The organism is Marinifilum flexuosum (assembly GCF_003610555.1).
In the GTDB taxonomy this organism is placed as follows: domain Bacteria; phylum Bacteroidota; class Bacteroidia; order Bacteroidales; family Marinifilaceae; genus Marinifilum; species Marinifilum flexuosum.
In genome coordinates this window covers 802,626-822,893 of record NZ_RAPQ01000009.1, presented here as the reverse complement: position 1 = coordinate 822,893, position 20,268 = coordinate 802,626, and the positions used below count along the sequence as shown (strand labels likewise).

The window sequence follows — 20,268 nt, the reverse complement described above, 5'->3', positions numbered from 1 at the left end:
TATGTTCGAAACGGGATGTGTAAATTGCCGATAAGAAGGATCCTAAGTTTCACTCTTAAAATTTTTATTGCATTATGAAAGCTAAAATGTTTTTCGGAAGAGTTTTAACTGCATTATTTGGTGGTGGTATTGCCATTATTTTATTTGTATTATTTGTTGATAAAGAAGAGAAAATTATCACGGTAAAGGAGCCAAATGCGATACAATTAACAAGTCTTCCACAAAATGTAACGGGTCAGGTTGATTTAACGCTGGCTGCAGAATCATCGGTAAAATCTGTAGTACACGTTAAAACTTTATATACGAATGAAGAGTATCAATCCAATCCATTTTACGACTTTCTATTTGGAAATAGTAAAAGAGACTATAAACCACAGCCAAGCTTGGGCTCAGGTTCAGGTGTAATTATTTCTGATGATGGTTACATCGTGACCAATAATCATGTTGTGAGAGGTTCAAATTTAATTAATGTAGTTTTACAAGATAAGAGATCCTATGAGGCTAAGCTAGTGGGACAGGATCCTTACACCGATTTGGCATTGATTAAAATTGAAGAAGAAGATTTACCTGCCATGAGTTTTGGAAATTCTGATGAATTAAAATTAGGAGAATGGGTTTTAGCAGTAGGAAATCCATTTAATCTGACTTCTACAGTTACAGCGGGTATTATAAGTGCTAAAGCTAGAAATATAGGAATCATGAGAGAAGGTAGTATGAGTATTGAATCATTCCTTCAGACTGATGCTGCTGTAAATCCTGGAAATAGTGGGGGAGCTTTGGTTGATACAAAAGGAAAGTTGGTTGGAATCAATACGGCAATTGAATCGAGGACAGGTTCTTATTCAGGTTACTCTTTTGCGATACCTGTAACCATTGTTCAAAAGGTTATAACAGATTTAAAAGAATTTGGTAAGGTACAAAGAGCTGTTATTGGAGTTGTTATTCAAACTGTCGATGCAAGATTAGCTGAAAATAATGGTTTGGAGAAGATTGAAGGTGTATTCATTAATGGAATAACTGAAGATGGAGCTGCGGAAGAAGTTGGTATGAAAAAAGGAGATGTTATCCTTGAGATTAATAATACAGAGGTCAATTCAAATGCTGAGTTGCAAGAGCAAGTAAGCAAGTATCGCCCTGGAGATGAAATAGAAGTTTTAATAAAAAGAGATGGCAAAAAGAAACAATTTGATGTCGTTTTACGTAATAGGTTAGGAAATACGGAAGTGATAAAATCAAGTGATTTAGCTTTCCTAGGTGCTGAATTCGAGCCAATTTCTGCTAAAGAGAAGTATCGACTTCAAATTAATAGGGGAGTTAAAGTGAAGAATCTGCGTAGTGGGAAGTTGAAAGAGGAGAATATTAGAGAAGGTTTTATTATTTACAAAATTAACAATACACCAATTTATAAAATAAAAGATATTGAAGAGGCTTTGCAGAGCGTTAGGGATGGTGGAGTGTTTATTTCAGGTATATATCCTAATGGTAGCGTGAAGTACTATGCCTTTTCTCTTAAGGGAGATGAATAAGAATCAAACGAGAAAAATATAAATATTCGAATAAAATGGCAATTAATTTTGACTTTTTTTATTAAAAAGTCTAATTTTGCGAAATATTTTCGATGAAAAGGGACTATGAGACAATTAAAGATAACTAAATCAATTACCAATCGTGAGAGTGCGTCATTAGACAAGTACTTGCAAGAGATTGGTAAAGAAGATCTTATTACAGTTGAGGAAGAGGTTGAATTGGCGCAGCGAATCAAAAAAGGCGACCAAAGAGCTTTGGAAAAATTAACCAGAGCAAATTTGCGTTTCGTTGTTTCTGTGGCTAAGCAATACCAAAATCAGGGATTGAGTCTACCTGACTTGATCAATGAAGGAAACTTGGGATTGATTAAAGCAGCAGAAAAGTTTGATGAAACTCGTGGATTTAAATTCATTTCTTATGCTGTATGGTGGATTCGTCAGTCTATCCTTCAGGCTTTGGCAGAGCAGTCTCGAATCGTTCGATTACCATTGAACCAGGTTGGTTCGTTGAACAAGATCAACAAAGCATTTTCGAAATTCGAGCAAGAACATGAAAGAAAGCCATCTCCTGAAGAATTAGCAGAGTCCTTGGAGTTACCTGCAGATAAAGTTGCAGATACACTACGTGTTTCAGGTCGTCACATTTCTGTCGATGCTCCGTTTGTTGACGGAGAGGACAACAGTTTGTTGGATGTATTGGTGAATGATGATTCTCCAATCGCAGACAGAAGTCTCTTGAATGAGTCCTTAACCAGAGAAATTGATAGAGCTTTAGCTACTCTAACCGAGAGAGAAAGTGATATTATTAAGTTATTCTTCGGTATTGGAATTCAAGAAATGACCTTGGAAGAAATTGGCGAAAAATTTGGATTGACACGTGAACGTGTTCGTCAGATTAAAGAAAAAGCGATTCGTCGTTTGCGTCATACTTCCAGAAGCAAATTATTGAAATCATATTTGGGATAACAGTTCCCGCGAGATAACTAAAGCAGTTTCGAAAGAAACTGCTTTTTTATTTTCCCTTATTTTGAGTTTTTCTCTTTCAATTGTTCCTGCAGTTTGTACATCTCATCTCGATATTGAGCAGCTTGTAAGAAATCCATATCTTTTGCAGCTTTCTGCATTAATTTCTTCGTTTTCTCAATACTCTTTTCCAAACTTTCTTTGCTCATGTATTGCACTACAGGATCTGCTGCAATTTCAACAGTTTCAGGTCCTGCATATGCATTTGGTTCGGCTTTCTGACTTTGTTCAATAATACTTTTCTTTGATTTTACAATTTGCTGTGGTGTAATGCCATGCTTCTCATTGTAAGCCAATTGTTTCTCACGACGTCGATTGGTAGAATCAATTGTCTCCTTCATCGATTTGGTAATCTTATCTGCATACATGATTACCTTTCCATTAACATTACGCGCAGCTCTACCTGAAGTCTGAATCAAAGATCTTGTAGATCGAAGAAAACCTTCCTTATCGGCATCAAGAATTGCAACCAATGAAACTTCCGGTAAATCCAAACCTTCACGAAGTAAGTTCACTCCAATCAAAACATCAAACTCTCCATTTCTAAGGTCTTCCATTATTTTAATGCGATCTAATGTGTCAACATCAGAGTGAATGTAGCGACATCGAATACTTAAATTGGTAAAGTAATCTGATAACTCTTCTGCCATTCGTTTGGTAAGAGTTGTAACCAGTGTGCGTTCATCTTTTTCTGTCCTTTCGTTGATTTCCGCTATCAAATCATCAATTTGATTTAAGCTTGGGCGAACATCAATTTGAGGATCTAGCAGTCCGGTAGGGCGAATTACCTGTTCAACCACAACACCTTCACATTTTTCCAGTTCGTAATCAGCAGGAGTTGCACTTACATATATGGTTTGACTCGTTACTTCTTCGAATTCTTCAAATTTTAATGGTCTGTTATCCAGTGCAGCAGGTAGCCTGAAGCCATATTCCACCAAGTTTATTTTTCTGGAATGGTCGCCACCATACATGGCACGAATTTGAGGAATGGTAACATGACTTTCGTCGATTACCATTAAGAAATCATCTGGGAAATAATCAATTAAGCAGAAGGGACGTGTTCCTGCAGGTCTTCCATCAAAATATCTTGAATAATTCTCGATACCCGAACAGTGACCAAGTTCCCTGATCATCTCCAGATCGAAGCTTACTTTTTCTTCCAATCGTTTTGCTTCCAAATGTTTCCCGATTTCTTTGAGGAAAGCAACATGTGCAACCATATCATCTTGTATTTGATGAATGGCCGATTGAACTCGATCTTTACTGGTAACAAATATATTGGCTGGGTAAATGGTAATTCGGTCGTAATCTTCAATTTTTAATCCATTGATAGGATCGAAAGAATAAATTTCATCAATTTCATCATCCCAGAAAATAATTCTGTAGGCAAAATCAGCGTAAGCAGGATAGATATCAACAGTGTCACCTTTTACACGAAAATGTCCACGATCGAATTCCACTTCGTTTCTTGAGTATAGAGCATCTACAAATGCGAAGAGAAGCTTGTTGCGCGAAATAACCTGGCCTTTTTCCAAAACCGTAACATTGTTGTGGAAATCTTCCGGGTTACCAATACCGTACAAGCAGGAAACCGATGAAACTACAATAACATCTTTTCTTCCTGAAAGTAGAGCTGAAGTTGCACTAAGCCTTAATTTTTCAATCTCATCATTAATGGAAAGATCTTTCTCTATATATGTATCGGTTACAGGGAGGTAAGCTTCTGGTTGATAATAGTCGTAATACGAAACAAAATACTCAACGGAATTATTGGGGAAGAAATTTTTGAACTCACCATAAAGCTGTGCTGCAAGGGTTTTGTTATGACTTAAAACCAAAGTAGGTCTTTGAACTTCCTGAATTACATTTGCCACAGTAAATGTTTTACCCGATCCAGTAACCCCAAGAAGAGTTTGAAATGGAGAACCATCGTTCAGTCCATTACGAAGTTCTTCAATCGCCTCAGGCTGATCGCCTGTTGGTTTAAATTTCGATACAATTTTAAAATCCATAACCCTCTTTTTTAATCTTATACCATTTATTAGTAATCGAGAGCTATTTATGACTCTCCGAGTATTTGGTATAATGCCGATATATAATTTACAAGTCATTGTACATGGAGTGTACAATGACTTGTAAATTATATATCGGTGCTGCAAAGCAACGCTAAAATAGAGAAACAATGTGAAACGAGCATGATTAAATACAAATTGTTATAATTATTTAAATCTTGCGGCTTCATCCCGATAATTATTGGGATGGCAAAACCATGTAAAATATAAACAGATGAACTTGAAAATGTTTTTGGTACAAAAAATGCCGACTATTTTAAATAGCCGGCAGTACTTTATATTGAGATAAGTCTATTCGGAAATTTTAAAGTAAACCGGAAAGTGGTCGCTGTATCCTCCGTAGTAATTCGGACCGCCATAGGTTCTACTAGGAACAAGTATACCTTTCTTGTTTTTGTAACAAATCCACTCTTCTTTAAATATCTTTCCAGCATCGAAAGAGGTGTGAATTCCGTTTTTCTCATTCAACAATGAGTTTGAAACAATTAAATTATCAAGCATGTTCCAATTGCCTCGATAGTTGTAGGTACCTTCTCCTTTGGTATCCATATTATAAACAAGATTGTACAAATATGAAGGGTTTGATGAGTTTTGATTGTTACCTGCATTTAATGTTTGACTAACCGATTTATTAGTTGGTTCATCGTTAAAGTCACCCATGATGATGATGTTTGCAGCAGGATTTTTAGTTTGAATCCCATCAACAGCACTTTTCAATTGTTCGGCAACAAATACTCTGTTCTTTTCCGATTTTTCCAAACCGCCTCGTCTCGAAGGCCAATGGTTTACAAAAACATGAACCGTATCTGTTCCAATAATACCTTCTACATGTAAAATATCACGCGTTTTGTAATTCGGTTCCCAAGGAAATTGGATGTTAATTGCTTTATGCTTTAGGTATTTAAAATCTTCTTTCTTGTAGATTAGAGCACAATCAATACCTCTTTTATCAGGACTTTCGCTATGTGCAATTCCATAATTTCCTTCAAATAAAGTCTCTTGTTTGCAAAGATCTTCAATTACTTTTTTGTTTTCAATTTCGCATAAACCGATGATGCTAGGTAAACGTAATGTATCAATTGAAGAAAGAACACGAGCTAATTTTTCCAATTTATCCTGGTATCGTTCACCATTGAACTTTAATTTTCCTTCAGGAGTAAAATCATCATCCCATTTTTCCGGGTGGTTAATGGTGTCGAATAAGTTCTCAACATTGTAAAAAGCAATAGTGTATTCCTTTGTTTGTTGGCTACATGATGCAATTACAAATGCAGCAGAAATTAGTAAGAGTAATTTTCTGAACATGATTTAGTGTTATTGATTTAGTAATATGGAGTAACATCAGTAACCATCATACCTGCTTTTTCTGCAGCTTGTATTCCTAATAGTCCATCCTCAAATACCTGGCAGAATTTAGGATCTACTCCCATTAACTCGGCACATTTCAAAAAGGTTTCTGGCTCTGGCTTATGATTGTTTACATCATCAGCACTAACCAAAATAGGAATGTACTTATCCAAGCCAAGAATCTCCATTGTTTCTTGAGCAATATTCCTTTTTCCTCCTGTGCCCACTGCCATTGGAATTTGTTTGTGGTATTTATAAACCAAGTCAGTTACAGGTTTAATTTCAGTTATCTTATGCATCTCCTTTGCAAAAAAATCTTCTTTAATAACGGAGAACTCTTGCGGATCAATAGAATGGTTGTATTCTCTATTTAGTTTTTCAATAATTTTAGATGATGGCATTCCTGCACAAGCAGATAACCATTCGAACGAGTATTCAACTCCCATTATTTCTGCGGCTTTTTTCCATGCTTCAAAATGCAATGGCATTGTATCCGCTAAAGTTCCATCTAAATCAAAAATTAAGGCTTTTGTATCGGTATATAGATTTATCGATTTCATATTCATTCTCTTAATAGGTTCAACTTCACAATTTATTCGATTTATTATATCTCCTGATTTAATAATTAACAATATTAGTTCAGATCCGATATAAAAGAAAGCGCAAATTATTAATTATTTCTTAATTAATGCCAAGCTTAACTTTATAATTTATAAATGCTTTGAGGAATTCCAAGAGACTTGCTTAAGATGTGAATTATATTGATTTTCGGTTTGTTGAATTCTGTATTTTTTTTTAATTTTCTATCGATTTGTAAAACATTTCGTGAAAGCATACGTTTGAAGTAATGTCTACATTATTAGAATTAAAGGTGAGGTTTATGAAGATTGTACAAAGAAGTTTGATTCTATTATTCGTTCTATTTAGTGTTTCAGTAAGCGCAAAAAAAATGTCGGAAGCTGAAAAGAGAGCTGACGTTATTACCAAGTGGATGACCCAGAAACTGGAATTAAGTGCTAATCAGGTTTTAAAAATTCAAGTATTAAATTTGGAGTGTGAGCAAGAAATTGATCGGCTTACAAACGAAAAGGCAGGATTTTCCTGTATGCAAGCAGTGCGCGATAGTTTGCTTCAAAAAGAGCTTAGCTTCAAAGAAATTTTAACGGATACTCAATTGGCTAGTTATAAAAAGTCGAAGTGTGAGTTAAAAGAGAAGCTCAAAAAAATGTTTAAAAGACTCTAACGTTTAAATAATATACCCCCATTCCCAATCGAAGTTCGATTGGGTTTTTTTATCTCAAAACTCTTGTAAAAGAAAAAAAGATAAAAAAATCTGAAATATTTTAGTGTTTGTAACATCCGTTACACTTTTTACATACTCGATGTCGGATATTTGTAATGTCAAAAGGAGATAAAGCATGGCGAAAATAAATTCTTTTACTCCCTTTTGATTTTGTAAATTGAATAAACCAAAAATAAATAACACTAAAAAAATACTATTATGAGCATGTTTTGTTATCAATGTCAGGAAGCAGCAAAGGGAACAGGCTGTACAATTAAAGGTGTTTGTGGTAAGACCGACGAGGTTGCAAACATTCAGGATCTATTGATGTATGTAATGAAAGGAATTTCATTGTACAGTGTAAAAGCTCGCGAAGCTGGCGTTGAAAATGAGAAAGTAAACAACTTCATCATGAATGGATTGTTTATGACGATCACTAACGCAAACTTCGATAAAGTAAAATTCGTTGAAGCAATTCGCAACGGATTAAAATTAAGAGAAGAAATTAAAAAGCAAGCTGAAGAAGCAGGAGTTTCTTTTGGCGATCTTCATCACTCTGCAACATGGTTTGCTGATTCGGAAAATGATTTTGATGCAAAAGCTCGTGTAGTTGGTATTTTGGCTACAGAAAACGAAGATGTACGTTCATTGCGTGAGCTTTTAACTTACGGTTTAAAAGGATTAGCTGCTTATGCTGAGCATGCTTATAACCTTGGATTCGAAAAGGCAGAATTGTACGCTTTCATGCAAGAAGCTTTGGTAGCAACTACTGATGATACTCTTTCTGCTGACGATTTAGTAGGATTGGTAATGAAGTGTGGTGCTAATGGTGTTACTGCAATGGCTACTTTGGACGAAGCAAATACATCTGCTTATGGTAACCCTGAAGTTACAGAAGTTAACATTGGTGTTAGCAATAAGCCTGGTATCTTGATTTCAGGTCACGACTTGAAAGATATGGAAGAGTTGTTGAAGCAGACTGAAGGAACAGGTGTTGATGTATACACTCACTCAGAAATGTTGCCAGCAAACTACTACCCGGCATTTAAAAAGTATGAACACTTTGTAGGTAACTACGGTAATGCATGGTGGAAGCAGAACGAAGAGTTCGAAACTTTCAACGGACCAATCTTATTCACTACAAACTGTATTGTTCCTCCTAAGGCGAACTCAACTTACCAAGATAAAGTGTACACTACTGGTGCATCAGGTTTCCCAGGATTCAAGCACATTGCTGCTGACGAAAACGGAAAGAAAGATTTCTCAGAAATTATTGAATTAGCTAAAACTTGTGCTGCTCCAACCGAGATTGAAAAAGGTAAGATTGTTGGTGGATTCGCTCACAACCAGGTAATGCAAGTTGCTGATAAAGTTGTTGACGCTGTAAAATCAGGTGCTATTCGTAAGTTCTTCGTAATGGCTGGTTGCGACGGTAGAATGAAAGGTCGTGATTACTACACGGAATTTGCTGCTAAGTTGCCACAAGATACAGTAATCCTAACTGCAGGTTGTGCCAAGTATCGTTACAACAAGCTTGAGCTTGGCGATATCGGAGGTATTCCTCGTGTATTGGATGCTGGTCAGTGTAACGACTCATACTCGTTGGCAGTTATCGCATTAAAATTGAAAGAAGTATTTGAATTGAACGATATCAACGAACTTCCAATTGCTTACAACATTGCATGGTACGAACAAAAAGCGGTTATCGTATTGTTAGCTCTTCTTCACCTGGGTGTTAAGAATATCCACTTAGGACCTACATTGCCAGCATTCTTATCTCCAAACGTAGCAAACGTATTGGTAGAAACATTCGGAATTGGTGGAATTGGTACTGTAGACGAAGACATGAAAATGTTCTTGAACTAGTATATAACTGAAAATATTGCGCCCTGAGTGAAGTATGATGAGAGGGAGTTTGTACAGGGCGCAATTTTACTTACTTGTAAAGGGGTATTTTATTTTTAGGGTTAAAAGAAAAACACTGTCTGATAGAAACACTTGCCGTTCTTTCAGGCAGTTTTTTTATGATGTTATCTTTATGATATGGCAAAAAACAAAACAATACAGTTTCTAAAAAAATATCACAAGTGGCCATCATTGCTGCTTACTCTGTTTATTATCCTGTTTTCCATTTCAGGGATTATCATGAATCACCGGTCTTTGTTTTCTTCTTGCGATATCAATCGTAAGTATCTGGGATCGGAATATCAGTATAAAAACTGGAACAAAGCTGCTGTAAAATCAGCAATTCATTTAAGTGATGAGGCATCCTTGATATATGGAAATATTGGTGTTTGGAAAAGTTCTGACAATTTTAAATCCTTTTCTGATTTTAATTCTGGCTTTCCAGAAGGAATTGATAATCGAAAGATTGAGAAAATCATTCAAACCAAATCAGGAGAACTGTTGGCAGGAACACTTTTTGGCCTTTATCAACACAAGGATAATGAATGGAATAAACTTGAACTTCCGGTGAAGGAGGAGAGAGTTGTTGATTTTATGGAAATTGGCGAAGAGCTCTATATCTTAACCCGAAGTAATCTGCTAAAGAAAGTTGATGATACCTTCGAAATTGTAAAGATTCCAGCCAGTAAGGATTACGATGGAAAAACAAGCCTGTTTAAATCCCTATGGGAGATTCATAGTGGAGAGGCTTTTGGCATACTGGGAAAGTTGTTTGTTGATTTTATTGGCTTGATATTTCTTTTCCTGTGCTTTAGTGGTTTAATTTACTTCTTTTTTCCCAATTGGATCAAAAGAGTCAAGAAAAGAGGAGGGATTACCAAAAGAAAAATCAGCTTTCTAAAGTTCAACTTAAAGTGGCACAACCATTTTGGGAATTGGTTAATTGTGTTTCTCATTTTAACCACCATTACCGGAATGTTTCTTCGCCCTCCACTCTTAATTGCCATTGCCCATAGTCGTGTGGATAAGATTCCATTTACTCACCTCGATAATCCAAACCCCTGGTACGATCAGTTGCGAAGAGTTCTTTACGATGAGGACTTGAATAGGGTGATGCTGGCAACCAACGAAGGCATTTATTATAGCGATAACCTGTTTGAAACAGCTCCCGAAAGATTTGAGCATCAACCTCCGGTTTCGGTAATGGGCGTAAATGTGCTCGAAAAGGCAGGTGAAGACCAATATTTGGTAGGTTCGTTTAGTGGTATTTTTTATTGGATGCCCGAAAGAAATATGATCTTCGATTACATTACCAAACGCCCGCATGTGCCAGTTCGCAGAATGGGACCACCCATTGCTGCACATCCTATTGCAGGCTATTTAAAAGATAAAGATGGAAGAGAGATTCTTTTCGATTACAATTTGGGTGCAGGCAACTTAAGTGATGATACCGGATTTACCAACATGCCAGCAGAGATACAGGAGAGTGCCATGTCCTTGTGGAACCTTTGCCTGGAAGTGCATACCGGCCGTATCTACCAATACATTTTTGGGAAAATGTACATCCTTTTTATTCCAATTGCCGGACTTACAATTTTATGGATTCTAATTGTGGGATACCTGTTGTTTAGAAAGCAAAGAAAAGTTCAGACTTCGAAAACGAAATAGAAGTCAAGTGCCTTATGCACTAATAATGAAGTATAAATAGAAAGTAATAAGTTGTTGGCTACGCACTCAATGCAATTCCATTTTGCCACTAATTTATCCATAAATGCCTTTTTTATGGACAATATTTAAAGTGTAAAAACTCAATTTCATCGCAATAAAAAGGTCTTTGTCGAATTTTTATGAATCATTAGACAGAAGAAGAATGTTCTCGCTTAACATTATATATATTTGTCTTCACTCAGATGGTATCATAATACAATTACTTAAATTTTAGATGAATGGAATTAACTATTGAGAATTTAACAAAGACATACAGCAATGGCGTTAAGGCATTGAATAATGTTAATATTAAAATTGGTACAGGAATGTTCGGTCTGTTAGGACCTAACGGAGCCGGAAAGTCAACTTTGATGCGTACAATTGCCACTCTTCAGGAAGGTGATAGTGGTTGTATTTTGTTTGATGGCGCAAATATCATGGAAAACAAAATGGTATTGCGTAATGCATTGGGATATTTGCCACAAAGCTTTGGAGTTTATCCTAAAATGTCGGCCGAAGATTTATTGATGCACTTTGCCGAATTGAAAGGCATTTCGAACAAGCAAGAGCGCAAAGAGATTGTTGATGCTGTGCTTGAACAAACCAACCTGACTGAAGCAAGAAAGAAAAATGTTGCTGGTTATTCAGGAGGTATGAAACAACGTTTCGGTATTGCTCAACTTTTGCTTAACAATCCGAAACTGATTATTGTTGATGAGCCAACCGCGGGACTTGATCCGGCTGAGCGCAGTCGATTCCTGAACGTATTGCGTGAGATTGGTACCAACCATATTGTTATTTTTTCAACACACATTGTAGAGGATGTAAAGGAGTTGTGTACCGATATGGCCATAATGAATGGCGGAACCATTCTAACCCATAAAACCCCAAAACAATCGGTAGAAGAGTTGCAAGGTAAAATGTGGACCAAATGTATTGAACGTTCTGCTTTAAACGAGCACAAGGAGAAATTTGATATTCTTTCCAGTCGATTTAACGATGACAACAGCATGAATATAAATGTATATTCAGAAACGCAGCCCGACGAGTTGTTTACACCAAAGGAAGCAGATCTTGAAGATGTATATTTTGTTACACTTAAAGCATCGAATTAATCATGGGCAAGTTTAATACATTATTTAAGTTTGAGCTAAAATACTGGCTCAAAAACCCAGCTACATACATCTATTCAGCGGTTCTTTTGGTTATATCAACTTTGGTTATGGCCGGTAGTTTAGGGGTATTCGATTCTAGTACAGCTACTGTAGCATCGGTTCGTTTGGCCAATTCGCCTATTGCCTTGTTCAATAGTTTTGGCATCCTTACTTTGGGGTATTTTCTATTGCCTTCCATTGTTGGAGGTTCTGTGAATAGAGATTTTAGTTCCGAAATGCACTCTATTTTATATTCTTATCCATTTAAGAAATCGGAATACATTCCTGCCAAATTTCTAAGTTCTATTGTGGTTACTTTGGCCATATTCTTAATATTTGGTTTGGGTTTTATGATTGCGCCATTATTTCCCGGCGTTAATCCGGAATTACTTGGACCATTCAGACCATTGGCATTTTTGCAGATATATGGCATGGTAATTTTGCCGAACATACTTCTGTTTGGAGCCATAGTGTTTAGCGTAATTACTTTCACAAGAAACTTAGGTGCAGGTTTCATTACCATGATTGTACTGTTTTTTGTGCAGGGTATATCAGATAATTACATGAGCCAGTTGGATAGTAAAACATTGGCAGCACTATTAGATCCTTTCGGAGCATCAGCCATTCAGAATGCAACAGAATATTGGAATGTGGCAGAGCGTAATACGAACCTGTTACCAATGGATGGATTGGTTCTAATCAACAGAATCATTTGGATATCGGTATCATTATTGATTTTCTCGCTTACCTACTACAAGTTTCAGTTTACTCAGAATGCCTTGAGTTTCCGTTGGTTCTCTAAAAAAAGCGAGGTAGTTACAAAAGATAATTTCAATAATTTAAGGGATATCAACCTTCCAAAGGTAAACATTGACAATAGTTTCAACTGGAACATCAAGCTGATGTGGAGCATTTCGAAATTGAATTTTAAATTCATCATTAAATCGGTTCCATTTATGGTTATGGTGGCAGTGGGAATATTGTTCATGGTAATAGGTCACAATACCACCATGAATCTATTTGGTACAACCACCTATTCTACCACTTGGAAAATGCTGTTGATTCCAAGCTCAATGTTCAAATTGTTCATTCTGTTGATTACCTTTTTGTATTCGGGAATGTTAGTGCAGCGCGAGCGCAGAGCAAAGATGTTTGAACTGGTAGATGTTACACATACACCAAACTGGGTTCAGTATTTCTCTAAGTTTATTGCCTTAATCAAGATGCAGGTGGTGTTGCTATTCGTAGTGATGGTAACTTGTATTGTAATTCAGCTTTCTGAGGGGTACTACGACATTGAGCCGATACATTACCTTATTGAGCTCTTCCTGTTTATGCTTCCATCTTATATTGTTTGGGCAGGATTATCCTTATTTGTTCAGTCGCTGTTTGCAAACTTCTACATTGGCTTTTTTGTTCTATTCATCTTTTCAATTATCAGTCCTTTTGTATCGAAAATTGGAATTGAGCAAAACATATTCAAATTCAATGCAGGACCATCTGTCAACTATTCCGATATGGATGGATATGGCAGAGGAGTAGCGGCCTTTATGTTTTACCGACTTTACTGGCTATTGTTCTCTTCATCTTTATTGATTTTAGGTTTGGCCATTTGGCGCCGAGGAGTTAGAGAAACCATTAAGATTCGTTTCCGAAGAGCAAAGGAAAACTTAAGTCGTGGGCTCTATGTTTCATTGGCAGTTTGTGTTATAGGTTTCATTGCCATTGGTTCGTACATTTACTGGTTCGATAATGTTTTTAACGAATACAAATCGGCAAAACAAAGCGAGTTGGATAGAGTAGAATATGAGAAAACTTATTCGAAGTATTACAACATTCCTCAACCTCGTATTGTGGATGCCAAGATTGATGTTGATTTATTCCCTGAAACCAAAGATTTAAAAGTTAAAGGGGATTATATCTTGAAGAATAAGAGCAACGAAGCTATTGACTCTATTCATATCAATTATCAATACAAGAATACTGCTGTTAGCTTTTCACGTAAGGCTGAGTTGATGAGTAAGGATACCGTATTCCAGTACAATATCTACAAGTTAGAGAAGCCTTTAATGCCGGGAGATTCTATGCAAATGCATTTTACATTGAGCAATCAGGAAAATCACTTCTTAGAGTACAATTCTCCTGTAATTGCTAACGGAACCTTCTTTAATAATGGTAGTTTCCCAAGCTTTGGTTATTCTCGCTCGGGTGAGTTAACCGATAACACGGTGCGTAAGAAATACGACTTGCCAAAACGTGATAGAATGGCAGCTCCTACCGATACTTCGGCATTAGGAAACACTTACATTTCGGAATGTGCCGATTGGGTGAATTTTGAAACCACAGTAAGTACTTCTGCCGATCAGATTGCAATTGCTCCAGGGTATTTGCAAGACAAGAGAGTAGAAGGCGATAGAGCTTATTACCATTACAAGATGGATGCTCCAATTCTGAATTTCTATTCATGGGTATCAGGAAAATATGAAGTGTATACCGATAAGTATAAGGATATCAATATTGAAATCTATTATCACAAAGGTCACGATTACAATATTGCCGATATGGTTGAAGCGGTGAAAGCTTCGCTTAAATATTATGGCGAAAACTATTCTCCTTACCAGCACAAACAGGTTCGCATTATCGAATTCCCTAGAACTTACGGAACATTTGCTCAGTCGTTCCCAAATACAATTCCATTCTCCGAAGCCATTGGTTTCATTGCAAAAGAGGATAAGTCGAAAGAGGGAGCCGTGAACTATGCATACCATGTTACCGCTCACGAAATGGCACATCAATGGTGGGCACACCAGGTAATTGGTGCAAATGTTCAGGGAGCAACTTTAATGTCGGAAAGTTTGTCGGAATACTCGGCAATTAAGGTCTTAGAGCAGAAATATCCTAAGAATAAAATCCGCAAGTTCATGAAAGAAGAGTTGAATGGATATTTAAGAGGAAGAGGTTCTGAGCAGGTAAAAGAACAGCCTTTAATGTATAACGAAAATCAACAATACATTCACTACAATAAGGGTGCAATTGCCATGTATGCCATTTCCGATTATATGGGAGAAAACAACTTGAACCAAGCGCTTAGCGAGTATGTTAGCGATGTTGCTTTCCAGGAGCCTCCATACACTACATCTTTAGAGTTTATTGATGTAATGAAGCAACACATGCCTGATAGTATGGACTATGTGATTACCGATATGCTTGAAACCATTACTCTTTTCGATAATAAGGTGGATAGTGCTTACGTATCGAAAACCGAGGATGGAAAGTATAAGGTTGATTTTGTTGTTGAGGCTCAGAAGTACAGAGTGATCAATACCAAGAACGAAGAAAATAAAGAGCTTTCGAGTGACGATTCATCGGTTACCATCTCTATAAATACAAAGAAAAGAGAGGATGATAAGCAATACATCGATATGAATGATTGGATCGATTTGGCCATTTTTCTTGAAGACGAAAACAAGGAAGAACAAGAGATTCTATTCAAGAAAGTTCACATTACTGCGAAAGAAAACAAGTTCTCGTTTGTTGTAGATAAGAAGCCACATAGTGTTGGGATTGATCCTTATCACAAATTAATCGACAGAAAAACAGCAGATAATACTGAGAAGTTTAAGGAGAAGAAAGAGAATTCTACTGCCAAAGACAAGTCGGTATCATAGGCAGAAAAAAATAAAGTGCTTAAAAGCTATTCCGTAAAGGGATAGCTTTTTTTTTGAAAGTTATATAAATGTAACTAAAGTAGGTAACGGTACTCTTTACCTTTACGTTCGTTAGATCAACTGGCCTACAAATATTGTGGTGCTCCGCACCGTAGCTAATGGTCAATTTTGATGCATGAACAAGGCAGCAGAGCTGCTTTATATTTGTAGCTTTATCATGTAATTGCATACGCGGGAGCAGGGCACCATAACTTTCATTTTTGTTGGTAATTTATGAGGCATTATACCTATAACTGATTGGAGTAATTAATTTCTACAGCCTCTGCTTTAAGAAATCATTCAATATTTAACGAAAGTGCGTATCTTTGTCAGGTTCTTAAAATAGTACCATATGTTTAACTTTGAAGAGATAAATCTTGACCGCATTGTAGTGCACAATGTTGGAAATAAACACCTTGAGGAGGATCTAAAGCTTTCTAAATCGGAAATCGATATTGATGATGATGATGTTAGAGATGTATTGCTAAAGTATTTTCTTTCAGCCTTTAACAAGGAGGAATTTTACCATTTCCAAAACGAGGCTGACTTAAACATGAACGAAGTGTATTGCTATGCTTCAGAGTTTTTTGAGAACAACGAAAGCTTTTACGATCAATCAACCAATATTGCGGTTCACTTGTACGAAAAATCGAACCACCCAAATATTAAAGGAGGTGAGTTTTACCTGGTTGCCTTTTCGGGATGTGTAGTCGATGGTGAAGTTTGCAATGCATTGGGGATTTTCAAATCGGAAAACAAAGACACTTTTTTAAAGGTGTACCAAAAGAATGAAAACTTTGAGCTGGGCTGTGAAAATGGCATTAACATCAAGAAGTTGGATAAAGGCTGCCTGGTTTTTAATACCGAAAAAGAGAAAGGTTATAAGGTTTGTATTGTCGATAAGACCAATCCAAACAAAGATGCTCTGTACTGGAAGGAAGATTTTCTGGATTTGAAACTTCGTGAGGATAATTTTTACCATACTCAGAATTACCTTGATATGTGTAAAGGCTTTATTGGCGATGTTTACAACGATGAGAATGAAGTTGCCAAGGCCGATCAGATTGATTTGATGAACAAGTCGATCAACTTTTTTAAGGACAAGAAAGAGTTTAACGAAGACCTGTTTAAGCAAGAAGTAATTGAAGAACCTGAGGTTGCCTCTGCTTTCGATGAGTACAAGGAATATTATCAGAACGAGCGAGGAACTTCTGTTGAATCGGATTTTGACATTAGTAATGATGCCGTTAAAGGAGAGCAGCGCCACTTTAAGCATGTGCTAAAGCTGGACAAGAACTTCCATGTATATATTCACGGACAGCGCAAGTTTATTGAGAAGGGTTACGATGCAGCTCGTGATTTAAGCTACTATAAACTCTTCTTCCGCGAAGAGAACTAGTTAAAGGGGCAAATCCCAATTTCCAAATCCCAAACCTCATTTTATAGAATTCTTCCCTTTAGGGGAGATGCCGACAGGCAGAGGGGTGTTTGGAGCAATTCAAAAATGAAATAAAAGTATTAATAGATTTAATTAAAAGCTTTCTCCTGCGGGGGAAAGCTTTTTTCAGTTCTGTATAATTAATAGGGGTGTAGTACCTAAAATTATATAGCTGGTAAGTTGAAGAATGATCGTAATTTGTTTGCGTGGGTTTTTGGACATTGGAAGGACAAGCTGCTTATCCGTAGAAAACATATAGAGAGACGGGGAAGCTTCGAAGAATTGAGAAGATCACCCCGCCGAACTTAATGTTTTCAAGTAGAAGAAGTTTGTGCTTACACGCCCTAGATTTTTTTTGCATCCTTTTTCATCGATGGAAAAAGGATGAGCCATGCGGCTTGAGCAAGTAACCGAAACTAAAGAATTATCCCATAATTCTTTTTATATAGTTACTCACTATATGCCATATGGAGTTCTTTGTTTTCTCACTATATGAAATAGAACACCAAATCGGATAGATATCGGTACGCTGTACCTCTACCTTTGTGTCATTACGAAATGATCTACAAATATTACGGTACTCCGTACCTTTGTAATGTTCAATTCTATTAATGTGTATAGCAGCAGAGCTGCGTAAGCTTTATAGGTAAATAGTCTAAAAGATTAGAAAGGTGCGGAGCACCGTAACTTTAATATTTGTTGTTAAAATTCTAAAGTTCGTCGATCTACGTCAATGATCTTCCTATGCACCTTTACCTATTGTAGTTGCAAGTTTAAGCAATGCTGACACTAGTTTATGCCTAGTTGCTGGTGCTTTAAGGCATTCCGAAGGCGCGGAATGATAGAATAAGGGTGACAAGTCATTGGCTAAAGCCGGAACGTCATTGGCTAAGGCCGACAAGTGATTGGCTAAGGCCGACAATTCATTGGCTATGGCCGACAAGTGATTGGCTAAGGCCGACAAGTGATTGGCTAAGAACGACAAGCCTTTGGCTAATGCCAACAAGAGATAGAAAATGAAATACTTACTTCACACGTACCTTGTACCCTAGGGCTGGCACTCCATTAAAGTAAATTACCAGTTCATCTCTTCCTTTTGAATTTGGATAAATGGTAAAGCCTAAGGTGTCAGTTTTGGAAACAGACTTTACTTTTTGTCCGTACTTCTCTTTCTTAAAATGGTAGGCCACTTGGGTATTGGGTGGTACATTTTGCAAAAGAAATTGAAGACCAGAAGATTTTACAATGCTTACCATTCCTTTTTGTGGGGAAATCAGCTTAATATTTCTGCCCAAAAAGGCTTTAAAAGGCATGGCTTGAGCCGCAAATTCGGCATTGCTTTTTATCTTACTGGCAAGAAGCCATTTGTTGTCGTCGGGCAGATGTTTCATGGCAAACTCATCGGGATCAGAGGCGAAGTAAGCCGATGAAAATTCCTTGTTGAATTTCATTTTTGAATAATCCACCCATCCGGCAGCCCAGGTGGCATCAATCAATTGCCAGTTTCCATTTATTTTTACTGCATTCCATGCGTGATTCGATGGTAAGTTTTCTCGACCTATCTCGGAAATCATTCTACGAGCAGTACCCGAAACAATTTCACATTCCATATTCATGTGGCGACACAAGTTCTGAAATAGGGTAGAGTAACCCTCGCACAAAGCCTTGCGCCTTTTTAAAGTTTTTAGGGCCAAATCTGCTCGGAACTGTTTCTTTTTGGCTTCCAGCTCTTCTTGTGAGCGATAGGAAAAACGCACTCTTTGAGGCTTTCCCAAAGCTTTGGTATCATAAGCAACATGCAATGCAATCCAGGTGTAGGCGGCTCTTGCTTTTTCCAAATCCGTTGAAAAATCGCGTGTAATTTTAAGAGCAAGCTCCTCGGTAGAAGAAAAGTTGGCAGGATATCCTCCCACTACCTGATCGACTCTGCTTAGGTCTTGCGCATTTGCCGAAGCAAGGGAAAAGAATAGGATTAAGCCGAGTATGTATTTGTATAATCTCATATTTTTCTGCTTTCTGTTTAAAAATATGAAAAAAGTGAACAAGAATCGGGCCTGAAGACATGAAGGTGTTAATTTTTTATTTCAGGAGGATATATATCCTAAATCTCAAATGAAATCAAACAGATATTCTTCTTTAAAAGGAACATTAAATTTCCTTAATATCTCCAAATACTCGTCCTTAAAGGACTTTTTCATATGATGTTCTTCTTGATTTAACACATATTGGGCAACGGAATCAATTTGAGAATGTGCATAAGAGAATGCACCATATCCTTTTTGCCAATTAAATTTAAAGGGGGTAAATCTTTTTTCTTTAATCCAAACATTGCTTGATGTCTTAACGATTTCCACCAACTCCGGAATTTTCTGATTAAGATTGTATCCTATAAAAATATGAATGTGATCTGGCATTGATCCTATGGCAATAAGTTTGTGACCATGATTTTGAATGATCCCTGTAATATATTTTTCAAGTTCTTGTTTCCAGTCTTTATGTATGAGTGCCATCCTATTTTGAACAGCAAAAATCAAATGGAAATAAGATTGTGAGTATGTATCGCCCATAATGAATTAATATTGATTGTATTGAAATTATTGATCATTGATTTAAAATCAAAATAATAAGAGACAAAAATTATATAACGGTGCGCTGCACCTTAGGCGGAACAAACAATATCATTCTATAAATATTCAGGTACTCCGTACCATACTCATGCAATCATGTAAATCAAGCAACAGAGTTGCGTAATATTTATAGAAAAGAATGTTTATAAGAAATTAGGTGCAGAGCACCGATATATGCCAAAGCTCGTTATCCTAGAACAAATTATAGGAGGAACAAACAATATCATTCTATAAATATTCAGGTACTCCGTACCAGATTCATGCAATCATGTAAATCAAGCAACAGAGTTGCGTAATATTTATAGAAAAGAATGTTAATAAGAAATTAGGTGCAGCGCACCGATATATACCAAAGCTCGTTATCCTAGAACAAATTATAGGCGGAGCAAACAATATCATTCTATAAATATTCAGGTACTCCGTACCATATTCATGCAATCATGTAAATCAAGCAACAGAGTTGCGTAATATTTATAG

At 36.7% G+C, this 20,268-nt stretch carries 14 protein-coding genes; 8 read left to right on the top strand and 6 right to left on the bottom strand.

The features are described 5' to 3' along the window. The first annotated feature begins 74 nt into the window (after positions 1 to 74). Complete coding sequence (locus BXY64_RS13320) at positions 75 to 1,526, top strand: S1C family serine protease (RefSeq protein WP_120240474.1); 1,452 nt, start codon at positions 75 to 77, stop codon at positions 1,524 to 1,526. 105 nt (positions 1,527 to 1,631) lie between these two features. Next, complete coding sequence (locus BXY64_RS13315) at positions 1,632 to 2,492, top strand: sigma-70 family RNA polymerase sigma factor (protein ID WP_054719691.1); 861 nt, start codon at positions 1,632 to 1,634, stop codon at positions 2,490 to 2,492. Positions 2,493 to 2,548: 56 nt separating this feature from the next. Here the strand turns inward: BXY64_RS13315 and uvrB are convergent, their stop codons facing one another. From uvrB to BXY64_RS13300, 3 genes are all read right to left on the bottom strand, one after another. Continuing rightward, the gene (uvrB, locus tag BXY64_RS13310) at positions 2,549 to 4,564 is read right to left on the bottom strand and encodes an excinuclease ABC subunit UvrB (protein WP_120240473.1); all 2,016 of its coding nucleotides are present in this window, start codon (positions 4,562 to 4,564) and stop codon (positions 2,549 to 2,551) included. A 351-nt stretch (positions 4,565 to 4,915) separates the two neighbouring features. Then, positions 4,916 to 5,929, bottom strand: a complete 1,014-nt coding sequence (locus BXY64_RS13305; RefSeq protein ID WP_120240472.1) for an endonuclease/exonuclease/phosphatase family protein — start codon at positions 5,927 to 5,929, stop codon at positions 4,916 to 4,918. 17 nt (positions 5,930 to 5,946) lie between these two features. Continuing rightward, positions 5,947 to 6,531 (bottom strand): HAD family hydrolase, encoded by a 585-nt coding sequence (locus BXY64_RS13300; protein WP_120240471.1) that lies wholly within the window; start codon positions 6,529 to 6,531, stop codon positions 5,947 to 5,949. Positions 6,532 to 6,920: 389 nt separating this feature from the next. On the opposite strand from BXY64_RS13300, the gene BXY64_RS13295 reads away from it, so the two are divergent. The 6 genes from BXY64_RS13295 (at position 6,921) to BXY64_RS13265 (ending at position 17,125) form a co-directional block, all read left to right on the top strand. Next, positions 6,921 to 7,214: a hypothetical protein gene (locus BXY64_RS13295; RefSeq protein ID WP_147375992.1), complete on the top strand. Its 294-nt coding sequence runs from the start codon at positions 6,921 to 6,923 to the stop codon at positions 7,212 to 7,214. A gap of 258 nt (positions 7,215 to 7,472) precedes the next feature. Continuing rightward, positions 7,473 to 9,119 (top strand): hydroxylamine reductase, encoded by a 1,647-nt coding sequence (gene hcp / locus BXY64_RS13285; RefSeq protein WP_120240468.1) that lies wholly within the window; start codon positions 7,473 to 7,475, stop codon positions 9,117 to 9,119. Between the two features lie 177 nt (positions 9,120 to 9,296). Further along, positions 9,297 to 10,826 carry a PepSY-associated TM helix domain-containing protein gene (locus BXY64_RS13280; RefSeq protein WP_120240467.1) on the top strand — a complete coding sequence of 510 codons (1,530 nt, stop codon included), beginning with the start codon at positions 9,297 to 9,299 and terminating at the stop codon, positions 10,824 to 10,826. 278 nt (positions 10,827 to 11,104) lie between these two features. Then, entirely contained in the window at positions 11,105 to 11,980 is an 876-nt protein-coding gene (locus tag BXY64_RS13275; protein WP_120240466.1) for an ABC transporter ATP-binding protein, read from the top strand. A 2-nt stretch (positions 11,981 to 11,982) separates the two neighbouring features. Next, complete coding sequence (locus BXY64_RS13270; protein ID WP_120240465.1) at positions 11,983 to 15,687, top strand: ABC transporter permease/M1 family aminopeptidase; 3,705 nt, start codon at positions 11,983 to 11,985, stop codon at positions 15,685 to 15,687. Positions 15,688 to 16,078: 391 nt separating this feature from the next. Next, positions 16,079 to 17,125 (top strand): nucleoid-associated protein, encoded by a 1,047-nt coding sequence (locus tag BXY64_RS13265; protein WP_120240464.1) that lies wholly within the window; start codon positions 16,079 to 16,081, stop codon positions 17,123 to 17,125. Between the two features lie 781 nt (positions 17,126 to 17,906). On the opposite strand, the gene BXY64_RS13260 is transcribed toward BXY64_RS13265, so the two are convergent. The 3 genes from BXY64_RS13260 to tnpA form a co-directional block, all read right to left on the bottom strand. Beyond that, positions 17,907 to 18,170, bottom strand: coding sequence for a hypothetical protein (locus tag BXY64_RS13260; protein ID WP_120240463.1), 264 nt, complete (start codon positions 18,168 to 18,170; stop codon positions 17,907 to 17,909). Between the two features lie 19 nt (positions 18,171 to 18,189). Then, positions 18,190 to 19,167, bottom strand: a complete 978-nt coding sequence (locus BXY64_RS13255; RefSeq protein WP_120240462.1) for a transglutaminase domain-containing protein — start codon at positions 19,165 to 19,167, stop codon at positions 18,190 to 18,192. Positions 19,168 to 19,272: 105 nt separating this feature from the next. Next, on the bottom strand, positions 19,273 to 19,731 hold the full coding sequence (gene tnpA, locus BXY64_RS13250) for an IS200/IS605 family transposase (protein WP_120240461.1): 459 nt from the start codon (positions 19,729 to 19,731) through the stop codon (positions 19,273 to 19,275). Positions 19,732 to 20,268 lie beyond the last annotated feature (537 nt).

What these genes read in the sequence shown, in the direction of transcription:
- BXY64_RS13320 (WP_120240474.1), top strand. Translation starts at nt 75, where the DNA reads ATGAAAGCTAAAATGTTTTTCGGAAGAGTTTTAACTGCATTATTTGGT.
- BXY64_RS13315 (WP_054719691.1), top strand. Translation starts at nt 1,632, where the DNA reads ATGAGACAATTAAAGATAACTAAATCAATTACCAATCGTGAGAGTGCG.
- uvrB (WP_120240473.1), bottom strand. Translation starts at nt 4,564, where the DNA reads ATGGATTTTAAAATTGTATCGAAATTTAAACCAACAGGCGATCAGCCT.
- BXY64_RS13305 (WP_120240472.1), bottom strand. Translation starts at nt 5,929, where the DNA reads ATGTTCAGAAAATTACTCTTACTAATTTCTGCTGCATTTGTAATTGCA.
- BXY64_RS13300 (WP_120240471.1), bottom strand. Translation starts at nt 6,531, where the DNA reads ATGAAATCGATAAATCTATATACCGATACAAAAGCCTTAATTTTTGAT.
- BXY64_RS13295 (WP_147375992.1), top strand. Translation starts at nt 6,921, where the DNA reads ATGTCGGAAGCTGAAAAGAGAGCTGACGTTATTACCAAGTGGATGACC.
- hcp (WP_120240468.1), top strand. Translation starts at nt 7,473, where the DNA reads ATGAGCATGTTTTGTTATCAATGTCAGGAAGCAGCAAAGGGAACAGGC.
- BXY64_RS13280 (WP_120240467.1), top strand. Translation starts at nt 9,297, where the DNA reads ATGGCAAAAAACAAAACAATACAGTTTCTAAAAAAATATCACAAGTGG.
- BXY64_RS13275 (WP_120240466.1), top strand. Translation starts at nt 11,105, where the DNA reads ATGGAATTAACTATTGAGAATTTAACAAAGACATACAGCAATGGCGTT.
- BXY64_RS13270 (WP_120240465.1), top strand. Translation starts at nt 11,983, where the DNA reads ATGGGCAAGTTTAATACATTATTTAAGTTTGAGCTAAAATACTGGCTC.
- BXY64_RS13265 (WP_120240464.1), top strand. Translation starts at nt 16,079, where the DNA reads ATGTTTAACTTTGAAGAGATAAATCTTGACCGCATTGTAGTGCACAAT.
- BXY64_RS13255 (WP_120240462.1), bottom strand. Translation starts at nt 19,167, where the DNA reads ATGAGATTATACAAATACATACTCGGCTTAATCCTATTCTTTTCCCTT.
- tnpA (WP_120240461.1), bottom strand. Translation starts at nt 19,731, where the DNA reads ATGGGCGATACATACTCACAATCTTATTTCCATTTGATTTTTGCTGTT.